We start from the raw sequence: 21,855 nt of genomic DNA, 5'->3' as shown, positions 1-21,855 counted from the left end.
ATCAGATGGTCGGCCAACAGAGTTGGTTCTATTTGGTATGGTGTGGAAAATTGTTTACTGACAGTTACCCGATGCGGAGACGCTGATTTGGCGTGAGCCACCCACTTCTTTGAAAACCCCCGAAGCAGAAGCTGTTTTACCGCTGACAGTGGCCGTACCAGATACAGAAAAATAAAAGGCTGAAGAAGAGATGTCAAAGAAGGCGGCAAAGGGGCTTGTTGGTATATCACCATTACTATCATCTATTAGCTTCTCGAAATCTCCTAACTGATTGGTGCCTTGCCGCATATTGTACAGAATAATCGCTTTCTCTTGACCAATCAGTATACCGTACCCTTTTCCGTAGGGGGCAAAATCAATATCGCAGACGGCAGTAGCATCGTAGCTTTGGCCGCTAATACTTGCAGTACCCTTACCAGGTCTGGGTGGCAGATTGCTGGTAAAACAGTTGCCACCAATTGACTTACAAGCTCCATTATACGTTGTAGCAAACATTTGGTAACGGCTGCACCGAGGAATGGAAACGATTTCAGGAACTTTGATTGGAATTCTTATTTGCCCCACTGTTCCAGAATTGGAGCCGATAGGAATCTTAAAATAAGAGCTTGCTCCCTCAAATTGAATATAGATAAAATTGATGTTACCTACCGCATTTGAGTAATTAAGAGTGATGGTTGTTTCCTGTCCACTTATCGCACTTATATCGGGTGTTGGGGTAGAAAGCACTGGTGTGTTGGGTGTGTTCGTCGGTGTCGGCGGACTACCCTGCTGCTGAGTAGCTCCAGGAATTACCACAACTTTTGATACCTCGTTTGGATCACTTAGAACCGTTACGGCGGATGTAGGTGGAACCGTCACAATGGGCGTAGTTGGAACCGTTACAGTGGGCGTAATTGGTTGCGGGTCTTTGTTTCCCGTTGGACACGCAGTTGAACCGAATAGGAGCGATACTATCAGCAGGTAGCTGAACAGGGTATGGATAGTAGTTTTCATGCGGATGTAATTTTATATTATTTGAAAGACTGGACAAGAAGCGGTTTGAACATCTCAAAGGTCGATACGCAAATTCCGCCCATAAATCCCTGATTCTAATGATTTTGCATCCTTTAATTTAGGGATATTACCGTCGGTGGACGATCTGGCATCCCCGGTTTGGAAATAAAAGCAGACTGCGTAAGTTTGTCTAAACCCCACACTTTCATGAAAAAACTGCTACTATTTCTATGCTTGCTGGTGCAAATTGGGTTTTCCCAACCCCGCCAGATCGACAGCTTGAAACGGGAGTTAGGAAGCTTGGAGAAACAACCGAAGGGATATACTAAGGATACACTCCGTTACCAGACGCTGAAGGCCATTATGAGCGCATATGTTGACGTAAATGTGGATTCATCGGCGCACTATAATACGCTGTTGATTCGGCTGTGCGGGAACCCCAAACTACAGAAAGAACTCATTTATGCCTACCAGTACGCGAGTTATCTCCATCAAGTACGAGGAGAATATTGGCAGAGTATATGGTATAATTATAAAGCTCTGCCACTAGCTGAAAAATTAAAACAGTACACCCGAATGGCAAGGTCGTATGCCGCATTGGCTCATGCATATGCCAGCCTTAAGGACTACGCGAAAGCAAAAAAACGTTGCCAGCAAGGACTGGACATTCTTCGTAATCACCCCGATGCAACCATCCAGTCGTCGATTCTGAGTGTTTTTGGCGTGATATACCGGGCACAGGGTAACTTGACGGATGCCCTGAGAGTTAATCAGGAAATGTATAATCTGGCCCGAACAGAGCACAATCAATGGCATGAATCACAGAGTTTGCATGCCATTGGAGGTGTGTTCAAGGAGATGGGAGACTTAACCAAAGCCTTCGTTTTTTATGGAAAAGCATTGGCTTTATGCCGCAAAATTGGCAGTGTTGACCTGGAAGGAAGTATTCTGCTTAGCATCACGAATGCGTACATACAGCAGAAAAAATGGCAACAGGCACTAGCCTATTGCCATCGGGCCAAACAAACAGCTCTACAAGTGAAAAACAGCAGTATTGTAGTTGAAGCCGACGAAAATTTCTATAAGATTTTCAGGCAGACAGGCGAATGGGCAAAAGCACTGAGCGCCCACGAAAACTTTGTCCTGTTGAAAGACAGCCTGTCGAAAGTACAGACTCAGCAACAGATTGAGATGGTACAGGCTCAGTATGACAATGTGCAGAAAGAGAATACATTGCGAAGACAAGAAGTACAAATGCTGGCCCAGCAAAACCAGAATCAGCAACTGGCACAGATTCAAAGCGCACTGTTTCTGGGGATAGCTGCCATTTTGCTTGTTGCAGCGCTTCTCTTCTGGAACACCAGGCGGCTGGAGGCCAAAAATCGGGAGATCGACCAGCAACGAACGTTACTCGAAACCGCTCAGGAGCAACTTGCCGACATCAACAGAACCTTAGAAACAAGAGTAGCGGAACGCACCGAAGAACTCGTCACGGCCAACCGGGAACTGACCCGGAAAAACGAGGAAATAAAAGGGGCACTCTTCAAAGGGCAAACGATCGAACGTAAGCGAGTAGCCATTGAACTGCACGACAACCTGAGCAGTTTGCTCAGTGCGGTGAACATGAGTATTCAGCTAATCGACCCACAAAACCTGTCGGAAACCGAACAATCCGTTTACCGAAATGTAAAACAGCTTATTCAAAACGCGTATAATGAAGTACGGAACATTTCGCATAATATTCTCCCAGCAGAACTCGAAAAAGAAGGACTTACCACAACGCTGACCACGTTAATTGACCTATTGAATCAAAACTCACCGCTGCAATTTTCATTCACGATAACTGGCTTGCGGGAGCGGTTGCCCATAGAGATCGAATTCAATGTGTACAGCATTGTGCTGGAATTGATTAATAATGCTATCAAACACGCCAAAGCCGCCACCGTTGATATCAGTCTGTTCAGAACCGACGTCGGCATCGACGTATCGGTTACGGACGATGGCGTAGGAATGGGTCAATATTCAGACAAACGGGGCGTTGGTCTGCAAAATATCCAAACCCGGTTAGACTCGCTGGGCGGAACGTTCAATTTCGTATTACCTGGCGAAAAAGGGACTCGAATAATCATAAAAATTCCCATTGAAACCGTTCGTCTCAATGGGAATATCCAAATGGCCTGAAGCAGGCAACCACTTCGTTTCTACAAGTTGCTACTCATCGTCGTATTGGTGGAATAATTGGGGTCATGCCACCCAGATTGTTCGATTTGGCGAGACCATCCCATTCTATTTGGGTTAGAGAGGGTATGTTTGCTTTGTGTTCGTTGAACTGATTCTCGTCAAATTCTGCAAGTATATTTATAAGCTTGACGGGAGTGCTAAGCTCATCATCAAGTACTGTGTCAAAGACTCTATTAGGTGGCAGTGGGCCTCTAAAAATCAAGGGGTGATGAATGGAATGTTGAGGCTCTCCTTTGCCATTAAGAAGAACCACCGTTGGCCTTTTCATTCCTTCGATCTCAGTTTCAGTTTCCCCAATTCTCGCAAAACTTAGTAAATGAACGTATTTTAAATCAGCCATTGTGTGAGTGGTGGTTAAAAGTGAAACAGTTTAGTTAAATGATTTGAAATTTGATGGCGTACTTCACCAAACCAATCGTGGTTTGAACGCCTAATTTCTGCATCAGGTGTTTACGGTGTGTTTCAACGGTAGAGGAGCCAATGAATAGCTTCTCGGCAATCTGAGTCCCCGAAAATTCCTGAGCAATCAACTTTAGCACGTCCAACTCCCGCTTCGTAATGATTATTTTGTCTGGTTTTCCCGTATCGGGTATTAGCTCGATACCGGCTTCATTAGCCAGTTTCATGAGCACCTGTTCACTGTAAAACTTATTCCCGTTGGCAATCATGCTCAAGGCCATTTCCAGTTCCCAACGTTCGGCATTTTTCAGTACGTATCCATCGGCCCCAGCGCGAATGGCATCTTTAATGGCCTGAGGTTCGTCGGCCACCGTCAGCAAACAGATTTTTACGTGTGGAAACCGTTCGCGGATTTGAAGGGTCAGCTCAATACCACCCATCAGGGGCATTTGAAGGTCAGAAACCACCAAGTCAATATCTGGCTCAATGTCCAGCGCGGTCAATACCTGCCGACCATTTGTGTGTTTCGACACCACCTCAATGCCGTCGATACTCGACAGGAGCATGGCAATGCTGTCCAGCACAATTCGTTGGTCTTCGGCTACGAGAATACGCATGGTGTGGGTGTCAACAACAAATCAATTGCAATCTGATGAATAAATAGTCAAAAGTCAACGAACTGTAAATCACCATATTGATATCAAGAGTGTAAGTATCGTTAATTTGTTTTTTTAAGATGCCGAAATTAGGTTTGCCCACTCATCAAAGTTAGAAAAATGACCGTCTTAGTCAAGTGAGCAAACAGGACAGGTTTATGGTGTGGATAGCAGACACTGTAAAGGTCTGACCTTTCGCACCGCCTGCAAATCCCGGATTCTAATGATTTCGTATCCTACAATTTGAGGATATTACGAAAAGTAACGGGTTGTGACCGGTATCCTGAACAGTACACCGCTGAAAAACGACCGGCCCGGAACGCTTTACTCCTGCTCCAATTTATGCACCAGAATCTTGTCGATCCGGCTCTTATCCATGTCCACAATCTCGAACCGGTACGTCTGCCAAACGAACGTTTCGCCGGTTTCGGGAATGTCTTTCAGTATGTAGAGGGCAAAACCGCCGAGAGTATCAAAGCCGGTCAAATCGCGCCGGGTTTGGGCCGAGAGGGTGATGTCGAAGTACGACAGAAAATCCTCGAACGGCAGTTGCGCGTCGATTAAGTAGGTGCCGTCGTTGCGGGGACGGATGTCGTAGTCCGATTCGGGATCGTCGTCAATTTCGCCGATCAGCGCGTCCAGAATATCGTTGAGCGTGACCATGCCCAAAACACCCCCATACTCGTCGACGATGATGCCGACGTACTGTTTGCGCTCCCGGAATCGCTCCAGCACCTGATACGCCCGGTTGTTCTCGGGTACGAACAGGGCATCGCGCTTCGCGTCGGACAGCCGCAGCAGTTCGGTGTCGAGGTCTTTGCCCAAAAAGTCTTTCGTGTAAATAAGGCCTACCACATCATCGACCCCGCCATTGCAGAGCGGATAAACGGAATGCCGGTATTCGAGAATTTTGGCCCGGTTTTCGGCGGGTTCGTCATCCAGATCAAGAAAAACAATTTCCTGTCGGTTGGTCATCAGCGAGGTGATTTTGCGGTCGCCCAGTTGAAACACGTTCTGGACAATCTCCTGCTCGATCTCTTCAATAGCACCTCCTGACGTACCCTCCTGAATCAGGCTCTTGATTTCCTCTTCCGTGACCGCGTTTTCGCTGGCTCGGATGCGCAGGAGCCGAATCAGTGAATCGCTCGAAAAGGTGAGCAGCGCAATAAACGGGGCGGTAATTCTCGACAGTATCTCCATCGGAGCGGCCATCGTTTTGGCAATGCCTTCGGGATTGGAGAGGCCAATGCGTTTGGGTACCAGTTCGCCCAGCACCAGCGACAGGTACGTCAGTAGCAACAGCACCAGCACCACCGCCACTGAGTGTGCGTAGGGCCGTAAAAAGTCGACTTGGATTACCCAATTCTGAACATCGGTGGTAAGCGTATCGCCCGAGAAAATACCCAGTAAAATACCAATCAGGGTGATACCAATCTGTACTGTCGATAAGAATCGGTTGGGCGAGTTGGCCAGGTCGAGCGCGGCCTGTGCCCGGCGGTCACCATTTTTAGCGTCTGCTTCTAACTTTGATCGTCGGGAGGAAACGAGGGCGATTTCTGACATGGAGAATACGCCGTTCAGAATCGTCAGTACTACAATAAGAAGAATTTCCACAAAGGGAGGTAATTGGCCTGCTGCAAAAATAGAGAAACTGAAATCGTTTCCAACCAGTTCATCCGCACCACAGACCGGGGGTTTTGCTACTTTTACACCCTGAACCGCTATCGCCCCAATGATTGTTTTCATTCATGACCGCCCCATTCGGCTTGTTGGCCCCAAGGCCGCTTCTCAGTTGATGAGTTCAGCGTCAACGGCCCCGTCGAATCACAAAGCCTTCACCGACTACGACCAGATCGTGGATGCGCGGTTGGAGGTGCTCAAGGCCGATGCACTACACGGCCACCTGCTGGTGCTGAACGCAACCCCGGCCACCGTCGAAAAACTATTGGCACTCTTCCAAAAGGCCGACGCCAGCCAACTGCTGTCCGTTACGCTGGGGTGCCTCGACAAAGACGACTGCGAAACGGCCCTCAAAAAACCGTTTAAAATTATCAAAGCCGCCGGGGGGGTAATTGTCAAAGGAAACAAACAACTGCTGATGTTTCGGCGGGGCGTTTGGGACCTGCCAAAAGGCAAATTAGAGGATGGCGAATCGTCGCGGCAGGGTGCCGCCCGCGAGGTAGAAGAAGAAACCGGCGTCCGGGTTTCGGTGGGCGACCGTATTTGTACGACCTGGCACACCTACTCGCTGAACGGCAACCCTGTGCTGAAACGCACTAAATGGTACCGAATGGACGTGGTGGATGATACCCGCATGACCCCTCAGGAAGACGAAGACATTGAAAAATTAGCCTGGCTCAACCACCGGGAAACTCAATTAGCCCTCACTAACTCATTTAGCTCAATCCGGTACGTGATTGAGGAGATGGGAAAGTTGGTCAATCAATAATCCCAACGCTAAAGTGGTGGGCTGATACCAGAATATTAGCCTACCGCTTTAGGGTTGGGATTGCCGATCATTCACAATTTATACGGCAAAAATTCATCGACATGCTGCCCGTAGCGGTGTAGATCGCGGATAATGCTTGAGCTAATTGGCGCCAAGTGGGGCGACGTAATTAAAAATACCGTATCGACCTCTTCGTATACGTAGCGATTGACCTGCGAAATGCCGTTTTCGTACTCAAAGTCGGTGGTGTTGCGCAGACCGCGGAGCAAAAATTTTGCACCTTCGTTGCGGGCTACGTTGGCCGTCAGGTCGTCGTAGCTGATGATTCGGACGGCGGGCTGATGCTGAAACGCTTCCTCGATGAGCCGCATCATCTGCTCCAGCGGGAAATAGCGTTCCTTACGGGCATTCCGACCGATACCAATCACAACCTCATCAAACAGTTTCAACCCCCGCAGCACGATATCCTCGTGGCCTTTAGTAAACGGGTCGAATGAACCGGGAAAAAGAGCAATACGCTTCATGTAAATGAGTGAACGAGCGAATGAGTGAACGAGCGAATGGCACCGACTGGTTTTCACTCATTCACTCGTTCGCTCATTAGTCCAAGCCCGTACAGACTTAAGTAGCGATGGTTGGGTAAGTCGTCAAATTCAGGCGCTAACGCCAGACTGGGGGGCGTGTGACCGAATGATAAGTTGGGCAGAAAGCGGCTTAGCGATGTGTACGACTCTGCAAAAGGAGTTATCTCGCCGTACAGAGTAATGTTAGCCGCGTCGGGCAATAGTTTCTGTTCATCCAGGACATAAAGGATGTAATACGATAAATCCTGCGCGTTACGGTAGCCAAATCGGTTGCAGTAACGCAGTTGATGGGATTCGCGGTAGATGACGGTTACGAACTCGTCGTCGAAATACAGATAGACGTTGTGGGGCGTGAGCGAACGGCGGTCCAGATCGGCCGTGGCCTGAATCAGAGCACCCGTCTGATGAATAAATGTCAGCGGTTGAAGCGGATAAACGCCCGCGAAGTAATCGAACAGCGCGTGTTCCAGATTGAAGACCGACAAAAACTCTTCGGCTTCATGTGCGTAGGCGTGCGCAAAGTCATGGGCGGGCAACGGATTGCCGCGCATCAGCGCTAAGTAGCTGTTGGCGTATTCTTTCCGGAACAACGGTTTTGGGACCAGCGTAAACGACGGCGAGTTAACCCCGATCCGAATATCCTGCCACGGCCCGGCCGATAGCACCGGGTTGGTATGGAATACGTCGGGCAACCTGTCCGTCAGTGAGTTATCGGTAAGGAGTGCCGGAAATGTATAATCTTCGAGGTAGCACCCCCGCCCACGCCCGTTCTGAACCATAAACCGCAGCCGGTCGTGTCCAACTTCAATGCACAGCACCGACTTGGCCGCGAGTGCGGGGTCGAACGAATTGGCACGGATGGTTACGGTAGGCGCGAGGGTCACAACGGTTGGCACAGTTCAGAGCAACTAATGGTTATAGAAATCAGCAAGGGGGGATAAACGTACTAAAAGTTAGGCGGTTTCTCCAGATAACCTTAATAAAAACAAGCAAACGGTCTACGGAGACAGGTAACCCCGCAGTCCAAATACATCGTCAAGTGAACTACAGTGTCGAAACAAAGTATGGACTTCCGCAGGCGGGTAGCTTTTAATTTCGGCAAAACTCATCAGCCGCACCTCGTCAATGATCTGCCTGTCGGCCTCCATTTCGGGATCGACGCCCTGCTGAAGTGTGCCGCCGGTAAGGCGGACCGCAAAAAACAATTCCACCGCGTGAAGTGGTGGTTGAACAAATTCATTTATAAACAGCAGATCGCCCGTGTCGACAGTTAATCCGGTTTCTTCGGCAAACTCCCGAACCAACGCATCAGGAGCCGTTTCGCCGAACTGCATGCCACCGCCGGGCGGACTCCAGAACGCATTAGCTGGACCAATGCCCCGATGACGCACCATCAGCAGGTGGTCATTCTCCCGGTAAAGTCCACAAACGCGTAGCCGCAGCCGATTTCCATACAACGCCTGTACCTCTTGCCGGATTGAATTATCCATGTAAGTGGTGGAGAAAAGTCGTAAGTCGTAGCAGTCGTAAGTCGGTCTCGTTATGATTGGTATGACTTACGACTTAATTAATATGGGCTGCCGGATATGTAGCTTTCGAGCGAGTCGATGCGGGTTTTTTGATCGCGGATAATGGCCGTCACCACGTCATTGATGGAGATAATACCCACCAGTTGCCCCTTGTCCATGACGGGCAGGTGACGGATGTGTTTGTCCGACATAATCACCATACACTCCTCAAGACGCTGATCTGGCTCGATGGTGATAACCTTCGCCGTCATTACTTCGCTGACGCGTGTATCGTCCGAACTGCGGTCCTTCAGAATGAGCTTACGGGCATAGTCGCGCTCCGAAAAAATACCCGTCAATTGACCGTCATCGACAACCAGTACGGCGCCAATATTTTTCTCGGCCATGAGTTTGAGGGCGTCCAGCACCGTTTGATCGGAAGAGACGGTATAGAGCGCGTTAACGGCTTTCCCCTGTAGTATTTGGCTTATTTTCACAATTGGGAAGGATTTAATGGTCGGTGAAAGATACAAAAAAGAAAGACAGACAAAAGGCAGAATAGAGAAAAGAGGATAACCCGTAAAATTACTCATCCTCATTCGTCCTCGCTTTTACCGCATTTCCCGCTTTCCCCTTTGCCTAATTTTTCGTAATTTAGATCCATGAACGAAACCCAAACGGCCGCGCAATTGCTGGCCAAACGTTTCCCTTATAAGCCCACGCCCGGTCAGGTGCAGTTCTTCGATCAGATCGGTGCTTTCATTGCCCACGAGGACTTTGAGCGTTACCGGGACTGCTTTTTACTGCGGGGCTACGCCGGTACGGGTAAGACGACCCTCGTTGGTACGCTCATTAAAGTACTGCCCCGCTTCGGTTATAAATCAGTGTTGCTGGCCCCCACCGGGCGGGCGGCAAAGGTGATATCCAACTATGCCAAAAAGCCCGCCCAGACCATCCACCGCAAGATATACCGGCAGGTGGCCGACCCCGGCTCGGGAACGCTGGCCTTTGAACGACAGAAAAATTACCACGAAGACACGCTTTTTATCGTCGATGAAGCGTCGATGATTTCGGACGAAGCCGACTTTGGCGGTAAGGGTCTCCTGACGGATTTGATTGATTACGTGTTCGAGACGAAAGGCAATAAATTATTGCTGGTAGGCGATACGGCTCAGTTGCCACCCGTTGGCCGCGAGCTAAGCCCCGCCCTCGACCGGAACTTCTTAGCCAACTCGTTCGACATGACCGTTTTTGAGCAGGAACTGACCGAGGTTATGCGGCAGGATGAGGAATCGGGTATTCTTTACAACGCAACCAGTCTGCGAATGCTGCTCGACGGCGCGGAACCGGCTAAGCCCAAAGCCGTTGGGTTCGATGCGCTGCTAAATGATAATGGTCCGGCTACAGAAATGGCACCGCCCGATATCCGGCTGAATGTGAAGTCGTTCCGGGATATTTTCAAGATGCCAATGACCAAACTGGAAGACGGCATTCAGTATGCGTACAACAAATATGGCCGGGAGAACACGGTGATCCTGTGCCGCTCCAACAAAACGGCGGTGCAGTATAACCAGTTTGTCCGGCGCATGATTGACCAATGTGAGGAAGAACTCGACGCGGGCGACATGCTCATGATTGCCCGCAACAACTACACCGTGCTGGAAGAGGACTCACCGGCTGGTTTTCTGGCCAACGGCGAATTTGCGGAGGTGCTCAAGATTCGCCACAAAGAGGAGATTCACGGGTTCCGGTTTGCCACTGTTACGTTGCGGTTAGTCGATTACGAAGAGCAGCCCGATTTCGACGCCAAAATCATGCTCGACACGCTCCATACGCACGTGCCGTCGATGTCGTCGGAGCAGTACAAAGCGCTGTATGAAAGCGTGTCGAAGGATTATTTTTACATCAAGGGCAAGAAAGAACGATCCGAAGCCATCCGGCGCGACCCGTACCTGAATGCTCTTCAGGTAAAATTTGCCTACGCGCTGACGTGCCACAAAGCCCAGGGCGGGCAGTGGAGCGCCGTTTTCATTGACCAGGGTTTCTTGCCCGACGGCCAGGTAAACAATGAGTTTGTGCGGTGGCTCTACACAGCCATGACGCGGGCCACGGACGAGACGTTTCTGATGAATTTCAACCCGCAGTTTTTCACGTAAAAAAAATAGGGAGCAAGGAAGACGTTGCTTTGCAGACATTTTATGGACCCGCATCCAACATTGATTTGCACGCAGACTTGCAGGGCATTTGCATTGCTGATATCAACGTTTCTCCTGATAGCTGCGGTGTACGTCACTAATTAGCGACTGTTAATTGCTTTATCGTAAAATGAAGCATAGACTAACCTACCAGCTGCCAGTAGTGAACTGATTAATCTTTCTTGCAAGCTGGCTATGAAGTTGAGGAGACGGCCACAACAGAAGCCGTAAGGTGGAGCGTATAGGTAGGTGCATAACAAAAAGGGGTGTGGATAGAATCGGAAAGCGTATGTCTCAATCAGGCGACAGCCTCAACCGCAGAAGCGAACGTCCATCTGTGACGGGGCAAAGATTATATTTCTGTGGAAGCTGACAACGTTTTGGTTTTTCGTTTAACTTCCCGCCCGGTTCCGTTTTTATTTCGGTTCACTTTCATCCACTCCTGTTTAGCTTCTGTTTTCTGTCGATATGGAAACGTTCGGACAATCCCTTATGAAACCTGAGATGAATACCCTACAGGAGGGAATTAAAAACAAATACAGGCAGTATCATTTAACCGACCCAATGCAGTTTCCCGATCTTGAGTATAATACGAACCGGGCCAATTACGAGCCGTTACGGGCTTCCTTCGAAAATGAGTTTTATGTAGTTAGAGGTATTGACCGAATCAATCTCAATATCCACATTCCCAGCACCAATACGTTATCACTGATTTTTACGGACGACAGCTATGTACCAAGCAAGAAAATATTTAACACCTGTCGTTCTTATGCAGAGAGCAAAGAGAAAGTTGCTGTCAACGGCGCGGTTCCGGCCACAAATCCGCTGGAAGCCCGGCCTTCCCTCGTAGCCCGCCGAATTGTTTTGGCGGGTTTTATGCTAATGACGGGCCTCATAGGGTACGCGGCTGTTCAGTATCTGCGTTCTGCAACATCAGTAAGTGATATACTTACGAAACCAGCAAGTGGGTTACTTATTGATCGTCCTACTTACAACAGAATTGTTCCCCGCGAATTGCTTACCGGTGGCAAAGTGTCCGGTGCAGACACCGTATGGATTGTTGTCCGGGCGGTTGGGAGCGTACGTTATTGGGTTCAGCCGCCCATCAAGGTGAGAGATGATAGTACATGGCGGGGAGCAACATATATTGGCAGTGAAGATAAAGGAGACATTGGCGTCAAGTTCCAGATACGAGCGTTTGTCAATCCAGCAAACGTACTGAAAGATGGAGATGTACTTCATTCCTGGCCCGAAGCAGAACTTTCGACAAAGGCAGTAGTAATAATTAGAGGAGCACAGAATGAATGACAAGCAACAGGGGGGGCTGCCCGTCTCTGTTCTTCTCTGCGAATTTTTGCGTAATAACGTTGTACTATGAGCATCGACTGGATTACAAGTGCCTGCATCGGCGTCGGTTTGGCGGCCTGCTGCGGCTTCCGGGTGTTTGTGCCGCTGCTCATTGCCAGCGCGGCTACTAAGCTGGGTATTATTGGTACGATGGACGGTTTCGAGTGGATCAGTGGCTGGCCCGCCCTGACGGGACTGGCTCTGGCAACGGTGTTTGAACTGGGAGCCTATTACATTCCCTGGCTCGACAACGCGTTGGATACCGTAGCCACGCCCCTCTCCATTGCGGCCGGTACGCTGCTTAGCACATCGTTCCTCAATATTGACACGCCGATTCTTCAGTGGGGTCTGGGTCTGATGCTGGGCGGCAGCTCGGCGGGTGTCGTACAAGCTGGCACGAGTTTGCTGCGGCTTGGCTCCACGGCCACAACGGGCGGTTTGGGAAATCCGGTCGTGGCTACGGGTGAAAACGTGGCATCGCTGGGTTTATCGATCCTAACGGTATTGCTGCCCTTAGTGGCAGTAATTGTTGTTGGCGTTGTGGTCGTCTTCATCATCAGTCAGTTATTGACCAAACGAAAAGTCTGGTTTACGCGTCGAACTTAATTCGTTCAAACAAAATAAAACGGGGTCGTTCGGTTAACCGAACGACCCCGTTTTATGACTGGCCTTATTGACTACACCAAACCCGCTACCGTCCGGCGGACAAACGCAGTCAAGTCAGCGCCCGTCAACATATTCTGGGCCAGTAGCGCCAGATCGTAGACTTGCTTCACCAGCGATTTTTGGGCATCAGCGTTTGCTTCGGCAAGAACTTTACCAATAAGTGGATGGTTCGCGTTCACGACCACGTTGAGCGACATCGGGAAATTGCCGTAGAACGATTGCTCGCCCGACAGCGCCGACATATCCTTCATCCGGCGCATGAACTCCGGCTGCGTAATCGTCACGGGCAATTCATCGGTCGGCTGGGCTTCGATGCTTACCATCAGCGACTTGTTGTCCAGTACCTGCTCAAACAGTTCTTTCAGCTTCGTCTGGTCATCGGTCGACAGCACGCTTTCGTTATTCAGCCCTTTGTCGATGAGTTTGTCGAGCGTATCGGCATCAACCCGCACAAAACGAACCTTCTCCAGCTTGGACTCAAGGGCATTAATGAAATGCGCATCAATAACGTTGTCCATCAGCAACACGTCGTAACCCCGCCGAACGGCCGATTCGACGTAAGCGTCCTGCTGCTTGCGGTCGCTGGTATACAGCATGGTCAGCGTGTCATTTTTGTCGGTCTGATTAGCCTGAATCTTCTCGCGGTACTCGTCCAGCGTCGCGTAATTAGCCTCGGTGTTTTTGAGCAGCACGAAGCTTTTGGCTTTCTCCCAGAACTTATCGTCGCTCAGAATACCGTACTTGATAAACAGCCCGATGTCGTCAAACTTCTCCTCGAAGCCGTTGCGGTCGGCGTTGAAGAGGTCAGCTAACTTATCGGCCACTTTGCGGGTGATGTAGCCGTTAATTTTCTTGACGCTGCTGTCGGCCTGCAAAAAACTTCGCGATACGTTCAGTGGAATATCCGGTGAGTCAATAACGCCATGGAGCATCATCAGGAAGTCGGGCACCACATCTTTCACCTCGTCGGTAATGAACACCTGCCGACTGTACAACTGGATTTTCTCGCGCTGAAACCGCAGTTCGTTCTTGATGCGCGGAAAATAAAGGATACCCGTCAGGTTGAAGGGATAATCGACGTTGAGGTGAATCCAGAACAGCGGCTCCTCGCTCATGGGGTACAATTCGCGGTAGAACGCCTTGTAATCGTCGTCGGTCAGGTCGGCGGGGGACTTGGTCCAGATCGGCGTCGTGTTGTTCACCGTCTCCCCGTCGAACTCAACCGGCGTGGGCAGGAAACGCGCATACTTATCCAGAATGCTCCGCAGCCGGTTTTTGTCTAAGAACTCTTCCGAATCGGGCGCAATGTGGAGAATAATATCGGTGCCGCGCTCAGTCCGGTCGGCGGGCGTCAGCTCATATTCGGTCGAACCGTCGCACACCCAGCGGGCTGCTTGGGCTTCCTCACGGTACGACTTCGTGACGATCTCAACCTGCTCGGCCACCATGAAAGCCGAGTAGAAACCAAGGCCAAAGTGGCCGATGATGGCACCCTTGTCGTCCGTTTTATCTTTGTACTTCTCTAAAAAATCCGACGCCCCGGAGAACGCAATCTGATTAATGTACTTTTTGATTTCCTCGGCCGTCATACCGATGCCATTGTCGCTGACGGTAACTGTTTTGGCCTCTTCATCGAGTGAGATCGTCACTTTCAAATCGCCCAGTTCACCACCGAATTCACCAAACGACGCCAGTTGGCGCAGCTTTTGGGTGGCATCGACCGCATTCGAGACCAATTCGCGCAGGAAAATCTCGTGGTCGGAATACAGGAATTTCTTAATAATCGGGAAGATGTTCTCGGTGTGGATCGAGATCTGGCCCCGCGTGGATTCGCCTTTTTCGTTCTGTACGGTTTCCATAATGTATTTTAAAGATGAGGTTACTGGTATCTGGCGGGCGTCAAATCCTGTTCCAAGACGGGCGCGGCTGACAGATTGACAGAATCGAAACTGCCAATTACAGATTGACGTTATACCAGCATCTAAGGTAAGCACTGCCTTGACCCTTGGTGCCAGTTAATTTTATCTATGTATACCGACATAACCCTCCCCGAACTCGAAACTCTTCGTCAGCAACCTGGAACGGCGGTTGTGGATGTGCGCGACGAATGGGAGTTTGACGAATTTAACGTTGGCGGGTTGAATGTGCCCCTCCCCGATCTACGCACTCGAAAAGCCGAACTTCTGCCCTACGATTCACTCATTGTTATTTGCACCAATGGCGCTCGCAGTCGCGTAGCCGCCAAAGATTTACTGCGCCAGCCGGAGTTTCAGCACAAAACAATTTATCATCTACACGGGGGCATTATCGAAGCCGAAGACTGATTAGGTGACGATGGTGAAGCCCGGTTTGGCCGCTTGCTTCTCGACGTGGGGCAGGTCGATCTGTAAAATGTCGTGCGCATTCACTCGGATCAACTGCGCCAACTGATTCAGCGGCAGATCATTCCGTTCGAGACCAAACGGCTCTTCTATCTCCTCCCCAATTGACTCCAGCCCCACCAGAATGTAGGAGGTCAGCATCACGGCCGGAACCGTTAAGTAACCGTACACTTCAATCACCGTAAATGGCAGGACAGCCACGTACAACAGGATAAATAATTTAATAAACAGATTGTAGGAAAACGGGATTGGCGTGCTCTTGATGCGCTCACAGATGCCGCAAACGTCCATCAACGACGTTAGGTATTGATTGACGTTAATATGCTGCGATTCAGAGATGAGCCGCTGCCGGTATAATGTCTCGGTTTTTACCCACAGTTGACTCGATACGCCCGCCGGTACATGGTCGAAGCTGCTCAGGTCGCGTCGTTCCCCCTCCTCAGTTTCGTCTAATTCGTCTAATCCGGGTGAATCGCGCAGGTGATTTTTGAGCGCAAATGGAAAGTTGGAGATCGTTTTGGCGAAAAAAGTACGGCTCTCCACGTCATCCCGGTCGAGGATAGCGTTGAAAAATATCGACAGATTCCGGCAGTTGTTTACCAGTGAACCCCAGGCAATTCGGCCCTCATAGAAGCGGTCATAGGCCGTGTTCGTGCGGAAAATCAGGAGCAAACTCAGCAGAATACCCATCGCCTGCAGAAATGAACTGGGCGTGTCCTTGATTCGTATATCGCTGTAGTTTAACTCCGCCACGGTAACAACAGTCACGTAAAGTCCCACCAGCAATATCCGTTTGACTAATCCTTTGGCGGTAGGCCCCGTGTGAAAATGCCAGATAGCGGGTAACCAGTCTTTCGATTTATAAACAATCATACAATGCTCGTTTGCGTCTTGTAGTAGTCAATAAAGCACAACGCGCTGATGAATTAAACAGTTATGATATAAATCCGGCAAATACCCGTTTGGCTGGTCCTATCAGGTAAATATCGCTGAACGAAGCACTACTAACCGTCGGATTGAACGACACGCGCAGGTTACCGCCCAGCGTTTGGATGAACACAGGATCGGGCATTGCCAGTTGCTGATGCGCTACCAGCGCCACCGCCGTCACGCCCGTGCCGCAGGAATACGTTTCGTCTTCAACGCCCCGCTCGTAGGTTCTGACAAGCACCGTATGGTCGTCCAGTATCTGCGCAAAATTAACGTTCGTCCCTCCGGCGAAAGCCGTATTATACCGAATGGTACGGCCTTCGGTCACGACATCGAGCGACTCCAGATTTTCGACGAACTGCACCACATGGGGCGAACCGGTGTCCAGAAACGTCAGATCACTGCGTTTTTCAATACCGGCAACGTCGCTCATTTTCAAAAATATCTCTTCCTCGCACACCACCGCCACATGCTCCCCATCGACCGCTCGAAAACGCGTTTCGTTCTCAAACAGGCCCAGGTCATGCGCAAACCGGACAATGCATCGCCCGCCGTTGCCACACATGCTGCCCTCGGCCCCGTCGGCGTTGAAATACACCATCCGAAAGTCGTAGTCGGCATCGTTCTGAAGCAGAATCAGCCCGTCGGCTCCAATGCCAAACCGCCGGTGACACAGCCGCTCAATGAGAGCCTGATTGGTATGGGGAAACGTTCCAGTCCGATCATCAAGTAGCACGAAGTCGTTACCGGTGCCCTGGTATTTGTAGAAGTCCATTGTCTGTTGTGGTAGCCGATATAAAAAAAGCCACCTTTTCAGGCAGCTTTTGTTTTTCCATGAACAACCCGTTGATCAGGCTACGGCCTTAACTTTTGGCTTGCGCTCTTTAAGCCGGGCAGCCTTGCCCTGACGACCACGCAGGTAGAACAACCGCGCCCGGCGCACTTTGCCCATGCGGACGATTTCGATTTTGTCGATGTTGGGTGACAGAACCGGAAAAATGCGCTCTACACCAACGCCGTTCGATATTTTGCGGACGGTGAATGTTTCACCACCGCTGCTCGGATTCCGGCGTTGAATAACCGTTCCCGTGAAAACCTGGATGCGTTCTTTATTTCCCTCGCGGATTTTGACGTGCACGTTTACCGTATCGCCCGACCGGAAAGCAGGCAAGTCGGCGCGACGCTGCGCGTTGTCTGCCTCCACTAATTTTATTAACTCGCTCATGACCGTATTATAAATCGCCAGATAACTATTTGCGAAATGAACCGCAAAGATAGTAATCTTTTAGCGGGTAGAAAATACTTTTGCAAAATTGCCCCCTTCAACCCGTGCTAAGCCCATGAAAATACTGAACGTTGACCAGGTCCGCGCCCTTGACCAATCGACCATCAAAAGCGAACCGATTGCCCCACTCAACCTTATGGAAAGGGCCTCTCTAACGTTTGTCGACTGGTACGTGGACCGGTTTCCAGACACGACGCCCACCAAAATTTTCTGCGGTTTGGGCAATAACGGGGGCGACGGAATGGCCATTGCCCGGTTGCTGCTCGAACGCAACTACCCGGTCGACATTCACGTCGTACGCTACGCGCCCCGCGAATCAGACGACTTTATGCACAATCACCGGCGGCTTAAGTTAGTGACCGAACAAGTTAATTACATTGAATTTTCAAAGCATATACCGGCCATCCGACACAATGAAATCGTAATTGATGCCATTCTGGGATCGGGACTGTCGCGTCCGGCCGAGGGGATTATAAAGAGCACCATCGAAGCCATCAACCGGGCACCGGCCACGGTAATCTCGGTCGATATTGCCAGCGGTTTATACGCCGATAAGCCCAACGCGCCCGGCGACGTCATCATTGAACCGGACTACACGGTTACCTTTCAACTGCCAAAACTGGCGTTTCTACTCCCCCAAAATGGCCGTTACGTGGGTGATTGGCACATGGTCGACATCCGTCTGCACAAACGCTATATCGATCTGGCTCCCACACCTTATTTTTTCACCCAGCCCCACGAAGCCCGGCTGCTGCTCCGTAAGCGTGACCGCCATGCCCACAAAGGCACGTTCGGTCATGCGCTCCTGCTGGTGGGCAGCTACGGTAAAATTGGGGCGGCCGTGCTGGCCGCCCGGGCCTGTCTCCGGTCGGGAGTGGGGTTACTAACCGTGCAGGTGCCGCGCTGTGGCTACGCCGTCGTGCAAACAGCCGTGCCCGAGGCCATGTGCCGCCCCAACGGTCATCAGAATGTGTTGAGCATTGCGAGCGAAGGTGATAGTCCGGCTCCGGCCGATTACTCGACAGTCGGTATTGGCCCCGGCATTGGCAAGGCAACCGAGACACTTGCTATGTTCCGTGAGCTACTGCCGACGCTAAAAAAGCCGATGGTCGTGGATGCCGACGCCCTGAATCTGCTGGCCGAAAACCGGGACCTGCTAAAACTTCTTCCGCCCAGCAGCATCCTTACCCCCCACCCTAAAGAGTTTGAGCGGCTCACCCAACCCTGGGACGATGACTACCACAAGTTGACACTCCTGCGCGACTTTGCCCGGACGCACCGGGTTGTCGTTGTTTTGAAAGGCGCTTATTCGGCCGTTGCCACCCCCGATGGCGACGTGCACTTTAATGCAACGGGCAACCCCGGCCTGAGTACCGGCGGCACCGGCGATGTGCTGACGGGTGTGCTAACGGCTCTGCTGGCCCAGGGGTATGATCCGGTTGAAGCGGCTGTGTTGGGTGTGTATGCGCATGGGCTGGCGGGCGACCGGGTGGCTCAACAGCGCGGACCAATCGGAATGATTGCGTCTGATGTGGTCGATGCGTTGCGATGGGACTGATTTGTAGAAGCCGGGTAACGGTAGTGTGTATAGTTCACCCCATTGCCCATCCGATTGGCTAAGTCGGATGGTTCTGTTACCTACCGCTTACGAAATATCTACGAATGACAGTCGGCTGGTGCATCGGGTAGTTTTACGTAATGGGCAGATTCCGGGTTTCTGCGCTGTTTTTGGTGATGGGCAGGCCCCAAATTTGTGCGAAGGAAAATAGCCTGTTTACAAACACACCATGAAACACACAGCACAGCGGGATTGGCGCGTGTCCCGCCCCTCGCGCAGGAGTCAAGTTAACATCGACCAAACAACCGCCCTGGGCAGTCTGACGGTCGCTCTGCTCATCTATATTGTTTATCATTTCATCTACCCGTTGATCTCGAAAGGATTACTCTGGTAGTGATTGATTACCTGCAAAAGCACCCCGCCGGTTTCTGGTCCGGCGGGGTGTTATTTATTTCATCAACTGGTAGGTGGCAAAGGCCGACACATACGCCAGTATCATCATGTAGGCCAACTGCACAGCGGGCCACGTCCAGCTTTTAGTTTCGCGCTGGGTAGCCGCCAGCGTACTCATGCACATCATGGCAAATACGTAGAACACCAGCAGCGACCAGGCCACCGCGGGCGTGTACATCGGCCCGCCCGTTTCGGGATTACGCTCCTGCTGAAGCCGCTCCCGGATGGTTGTGTTTTCCCCGTCTTCATCCCCGGCACCAATGCTGTAAATGATAGACATGGTGCCAACGAATACTTCGCGGGCGGCAAACGAGCTAAGCAATGCAATGCCAATTTTCCAGTCGTAGCCGAGGGGTCGGATGGCGGGTTCGATGAAGTGGCCGAAATTGCCCGCGTAGGATGCTTCGCGCCGTTCGGACGCAATCCGGTTGGCCAATCCCTCGCTGTTCAGCGACGTATTCTGTTGCCGAACGCGGATTTCGGCCTGTTGCATGTCGTCGCCGGGGCCGTAACTGGCCAGCACCCACAGCACAATCGAAATAGCCAAAATAACCCGCCCGGCTTCCCAAACGAACGACCGGACGCTGTCGTAAACGGTCAGACCTACGTGGTTCCATCGGGGCAGTTTGAACGTGGGCAGTTCCATAATGAAGAAGCTGCGCTCCTTTGTTTTCAGCAGCAGTTTCAACACATAAGCCGATAATAATGCGCTAACTAAGCCCAGCAGGTACAAACTCATCAGGGCCAGTCCCTGCAAATTGAAGAATCCCAGTATGCGCTGGCTCGGCACAACCAAGGCAATCAGAATGGTGTAGATGGGCAGACGAGCCGCGCAGCTCATCAGGGGCGTAACGAGGATCGTGATGAGCCGGTCGCGCCGGGTGCCGATGCTGCGCGTAGCCATGATGGCGGGTACGGCGCAGGCAACGCCTGAAATCAGGGGTACTACGCTCCGGCCATTTAGTCCGAATTTACGCATGATCCGGTCCATGATAACCATCACCCGCGACATATAGCCCGACTCTTCGAGCAGTGCCACCAGCAGAAACAGAAACGCGATTTGGGGAATGAAGACCAGTATACCCCCAATGCCAGCCAGAATACCGTCGGTTAGCAGATCGGTAAGCGGTCCGGCGGGTAGGCTGTCCTTTAGCTGACCGTTGAGCCAGGCTACGCCCGCATCAATGGCATCCATAAACGGCTGTGCCCAGGCAAAAATGGCCTGAAAAATCAGTAACAGCACGAATCCAAAGATGGCGTAACCCCAGACAGGATGCAGCAGGATACGGTCGAGTTTCTGGCTCCAGGTGGGCTGACCCACCGGCCGCTGATCCGTCACGGCTTCGGCAACAACGGTGGCAATGCGCTTGTAGCGCGTGATGGTTTCGTTAGCCTGAAACGTTGGTTCGCTGAAGTTGTGTTTAGTAATAAGGGTATCCAGACCAACTTGCTGGGGACGGCTCAGAAACGTGAAACCGTCGTGCTGGATGACGTATTGGAGGGCGAGGTAGTTATTACTGAGCTGGTACTGCGCTCTGGTATCGGCAATTAACTCAGCCGCGTCATCAGCAGGATCGAAGAATAGCTTGCCGGGCAGCGTTGGCTGATGAAGCTGTCCCAGCACGGCTTTCTTAAGCGAGTCGATCCCCTCACCGGTGCGGGCATTGATGCGCACAACGGGCACACCCAGCCGCATGGCCAGCCGTACTGAGTTAACCTGCTTGCTTTGTTTAAGCGCTACGTCGAGCATGTTCAGCGCCAGCACCGTCGGTACGCCGAGGTCTGCAACCTGCGTAAACAGCAGCAAATTCCGGTGTAGATTTGAGGCATCAACAACCACAACGGCCACATCGGGATAATCGACGTGGGCCGGATTAGCCAGAATATCGGTGACGAGTTGCTCGTCTAACGACTTGGGATAGATAGAGTAAACGCCCGGCAGGTCAATAACCGTGGCACTAATTTGGGGATCAACGGACCATGTGCCAAATTTTTTATCGACGGTAACGCCGGGGAAGTTGCCGGTTTTCTGGCGCAGGCCAGTCAGTTGATTGAACAGCGACGATTTACCGGCGTTGGGATTACCGATGAGGGCAAGTATGGGCGAGGTACTCAAGGACGCAGTGTGTTTGTGTGTTTGGCAGGGCCGTCGTCGGACCGCCGATGCGGTGCCTGCGGGCTTGCGTGTTCAACGCTGGTCACGCGGACGC

At 51.2% G+C, this 21,855-nt stretch carries 21 protein-coding genes; 8 read left to right on the top strand and 13 right to left on the bottom strand.

Annotation, left to right across the window (positions count from 1 at the left end; all coding sequences use genetic code 11):
- Positions 1 to 54 precede the first annotated feature (54 nt).
- A complete protein-coding gene (locus tag ACYVHB_RS21100; RefSeq protein ID WP_461053774.1) occupies positions 55 to 993 on the bottom strand; it encodes a hypothetical protein in 939 nt (312 codons plus the stop codon).
- A 207-nt stretch (positions 994 to 1,200) separates the two neighbouring features.
- On the opposite strand from ACYVHB_RS21100, the gene ACYVHB_RS21095 reads away from it, so the two are divergent.
- The gene (locus ACYVHB_RS21095) at positions 1,201 to 3,174 is read left to right on the top strand and encodes a tetratricopeptide repeat-containing sensor histidine kinase (RefSeq protein WP_461053773.1); all 1,974 of its coding nucleotides are present in this window, start codon (positions 1,201 to 1,203) and stop codon (positions 3,172 to 3,174) included.
- Between the two features lie 34 nt (positions 3,175 to 3,208).
- On the opposite strand, the gene ACYVHB_RS21090 is transcribed toward ACYVHB_RS21095, so the two are convergent.
- From ACYVHB_RS21090 to ACYVHB_RS21080, 3 genes are all read right to left on the bottom strand, one after another.
- On the bottom strand, positions 3,209 to 3,574 hold the full coding sequence (locus ACYVHB_RS21090) for a hypothetical protein (RefSeq protein WP_461053772.1): 366 nt from the start codon (positions 3,572 to 3,574) through the stop codon (positions 3,209 to 3,211).
- Positions 3,575 to 3,608: 34 nt separating this feature from the next.
- Entirely contained in the window at positions 3,609 to 4,250 is a 642-nt protein-coding gene (locus ACYVHB_RS21085; RefSeq protein ID WP_461053771.1) for a response regulator, read from the bottom strand.
- A gap of 363 nt (positions 4,251 to 4,613) precedes the next feature.
- The gene (locus ACYVHB_RS21080; protein WP_461053770.1) at positions 4,614 to 5,903 is read right to left on the bottom strand and encodes a hemolysin family protein; all 1,290 of its coding nucleotides are present in this window, start codon (positions 5,901 to 5,903) and stop codon (positions 4,614 to 4,616) included.
- A gap of 118 nt (positions 5,904 to 6,021) precedes the next feature.
- Here ACYVHB_RS21080 and ACYVHB_RS21075 point away from each other — a divergent pair, with 118 nt between their 5' ends.
- Positions 6,022 to 6,738: an NUDIX hydrolase gene (locus tag ACYVHB_RS21075; RefSeq protein ID WP_461053769.1), complete on the top strand. Its 717-nt coding sequence runs from the start codon at positions 6,022 to 6,024 to the stop codon at positions 6,736 to 6,738.
- A 71-nt stretch (positions 6,739 to 6,809) separates the two neighbouring features.
- Here the strand turns inward: ACYVHB_RS21075 and coaD are convergent, their stop codons facing one another.
- From coaD to ACYVHB_RS21055, 4 genes are all read right to left on the bottom strand, one after another.
- Positions 6,810 to 7,262, bottom strand: coding sequence for a pantetheine-phosphate adenylyltransferase (gene coaD / locus ACYVHB_RS21070; RefSeq protein ID WP_461053768.1), 453 nt, complete (start codon positions 7,260 to 7,262; stop codon positions 6,810 to 6,812).
- A 53-nt stretch (positions 7,263 to 7,315) separates the two neighbouring features.
- On the bottom strand, positions 7,316 to 8,206 hold the full coding sequence (locus ACYVHB_RS21065; RefSeq protein WP_461053767.1) for a DUF3822 family protein: 891 nt from the start codon (positions 8,204 to 8,206) through the stop codon (positions 7,316 to 7,318).
- A 114-nt stretch (positions 8,207 to 8,320) separates the two neighbouring features.
- A complete protein-coding gene (locus ACYVHB_RS21060) occupies positions 8,321 to 8,812 on the bottom strand; it encodes an NUDIX domain-containing protein (RefSeq protein WP_461053766.1) in 492 nt (163 codons plus the stop codon).
- A 77-nt stretch (positions 8,813 to 8,889) separates the two neighbouring features.
- Positions 8,890 to 9,327: a CBS domain-containing protein gene (locus ACYVHB_RS21055; RefSeq protein WP_461053765.1), complete on the bottom strand. Its 438-nt coding sequence runs from the start codon at positions 9,325 to 9,327 to the stop codon at positions 8,890 to 8,892.
- Positions 9,328 to 9,492: 165 nt separating this feature from the next.
- Here ACYVHB_RS21055 and ACYVHB_RS21050 point away from each other — a divergent pair, with 165 nt between their 5' ends.
- The 3 genes from ACYVHB_RS21050 (at position 9,493) to ACYVHB_RS21040 (ending at position 12,978) form a co-directional block, all read left to right on the top strand.
- On the top strand, positions 9,493 to 10,986 hold the full coding sequence (locus tag ACYVHB_RS21050; protein ID WP_461053764.1) for an ATP-dependent DNA helicase: 1,494 nt from the start codon (positions 9,493 to 9,495) through the stop codon (positions 10,984 to 10,986).
- Positions 10,987 to 11,517: 531 nt separating this feature from the next.
- Positions 11,518 to 12,333, top strand: a complete 816-nt coding sequence (locus tag ACYVHB_RS21045; RefSeq protein ID WP_461053763.1) for a hypothetical protein — start codon at positions 11,518 to 11,520, stop codon at positions 12,331 to 12,333.
- A gap of 66 nt (positions 12,334 to 12,399) precedes the next feature.
- Positions 12,400 to 12,978, top strand: a complete 579-nt coding sequence (locus tag ACYVHB_RS21040) for a DUF4126 domain-containing protein (protein WP_461053762.1) — start codon at positions 12,400 to 12,402, stop codon at positions 12,976 to 12,978.
- A gap of 71 nt (positions 12,979 to 13,049) precedes the next feature.
- Here the strand turns inward: ACYVHB_RS21040 and htpG are convergent, their stop codons facing one another.
- A complete protein-coding gene (htpG, locus tag ACYVHB_RS21035) occupies positions 13,050 to 14,897 on the bottom strand; it encodes a molecular chaperone HtpG (protein ID WP_461053761.1) in 1,848 nt (615 codons plus the stop codon).
- Between the two features lie 168 nt (positions 14,898 to 15,065).
- Between htpG and ACYVHB_RS21030 the strand changes: the two genes are divergently transcribed.
- Positions 15,066 to 15,362 (top strand): rhodanese-like domain-containing protein, encoded by a 297-nt coding sequence (locus ACYVHB_RS21030; RefSeq protein ID WP_461053760.1) that lies wholly within the window; start codon positions 15,066 to 15,068, stop codon positions 15,360 to 15,362.
- Here the strand turns inward: ACYVHB_RS21030 and ACYVHB_RS21025 are convergent, their stop codons facing one another.
- The 3 genes from ACYVHB_RS21025 to rplS form a co-directional block, all read right to left on the bottom strand.
- Positions 15,363 to 16,292 carry a bestrophin family protein gene (locus ACYVHB_RS21025; protein ID WP_461053759.1) on the bottom strand — a complete coding sequence of 310 codons (930 nt, stop codon included), beginning with the start codon at positions 16,290 to 16,292 and terminating at the stop codon, positions 15,363 to 15,365.
- Between the two features lie 61 nt (positions 16,293 to 16,353).
- On the bottom strand, positions 16,354 to 17,124 hold the full coding sequence (gene dapF, locus ACYVHB_RS21020; protein WP_461053758.1) for a diaminopimelate epimerase: 771 nt from the start codon (positions 17,122 to 17,124) through the stop codon (positions 16,354 to 16,356).
- A gap of 75 nt (positions 17,125 to 17,199) precedes the next feature.
- Positions 17,200 to 17,574 (bottom strand): 50S ribosomal protein L19, encoded by a 375-nt coding sequence (gene rplS, locus ACYVHB_RS21015; RefSeq protein WP_461053757.1) that lies wholly within the window; start codon positions 17,572 to 17,574, stop codon positions 17,200 to 17,202.
- 115 nt (positions 17,575 to 17,689) lie between these two features.
- Here rplS and ACYVHB_RS21010 point away from each other — a divergent pair, with 115 nt between their 5' ends.
- Complete coding sequence (locus tag ACYVHB_RS21010) at positions 17,690 to 19,192, top strand: NAD(P)H-hydrate dehydratase (protein WP_461053756.1); 1,503 nt, start codon at positions 17,690 to 17,692, stop codon at positions 19,190 to 19,192.
- A 229-nt stretch (positions 19,193 to 19,421) separates the two neighbouring features.
- Complete coding sequence (locus tag ACYVHB_RS21005) at positions 19,422 to 19,586, top strand: hypothetical protein (RefSeq protein WP_461053755.1); 165 nt, start codon at positions 19,422 to 19,424, stop codon at positions 19,584 to 19,586.
- A 54-nt stretch (positions 19,587 to 19,640) separates the two neighbouring features.
- Here the strand turns inward: ACYVHB_RS21005 and feoB are convergent, their stop codons facing one another.
- Positions 19,641 to 21,761: a ferrous iron transport protein B gene (feoB, locus tag ACYVHB_RS21000; protein ID WP_461053754.1), complete on the bottom strand. Its 2,121-nt coding sequence runs from the start codon at positions 21,759 to 21,761 to the stop codon at positions 19,641 to 19,643.
- Positions 21,762 to 21,855: the final 94 nt, after the last annotated feature.

Source organism: Spirosoma arcticum (genome assembly GCF_054779955.1).
This window is presented reverse-complemented; position numbering and strand designations above follow the sequence as displayed.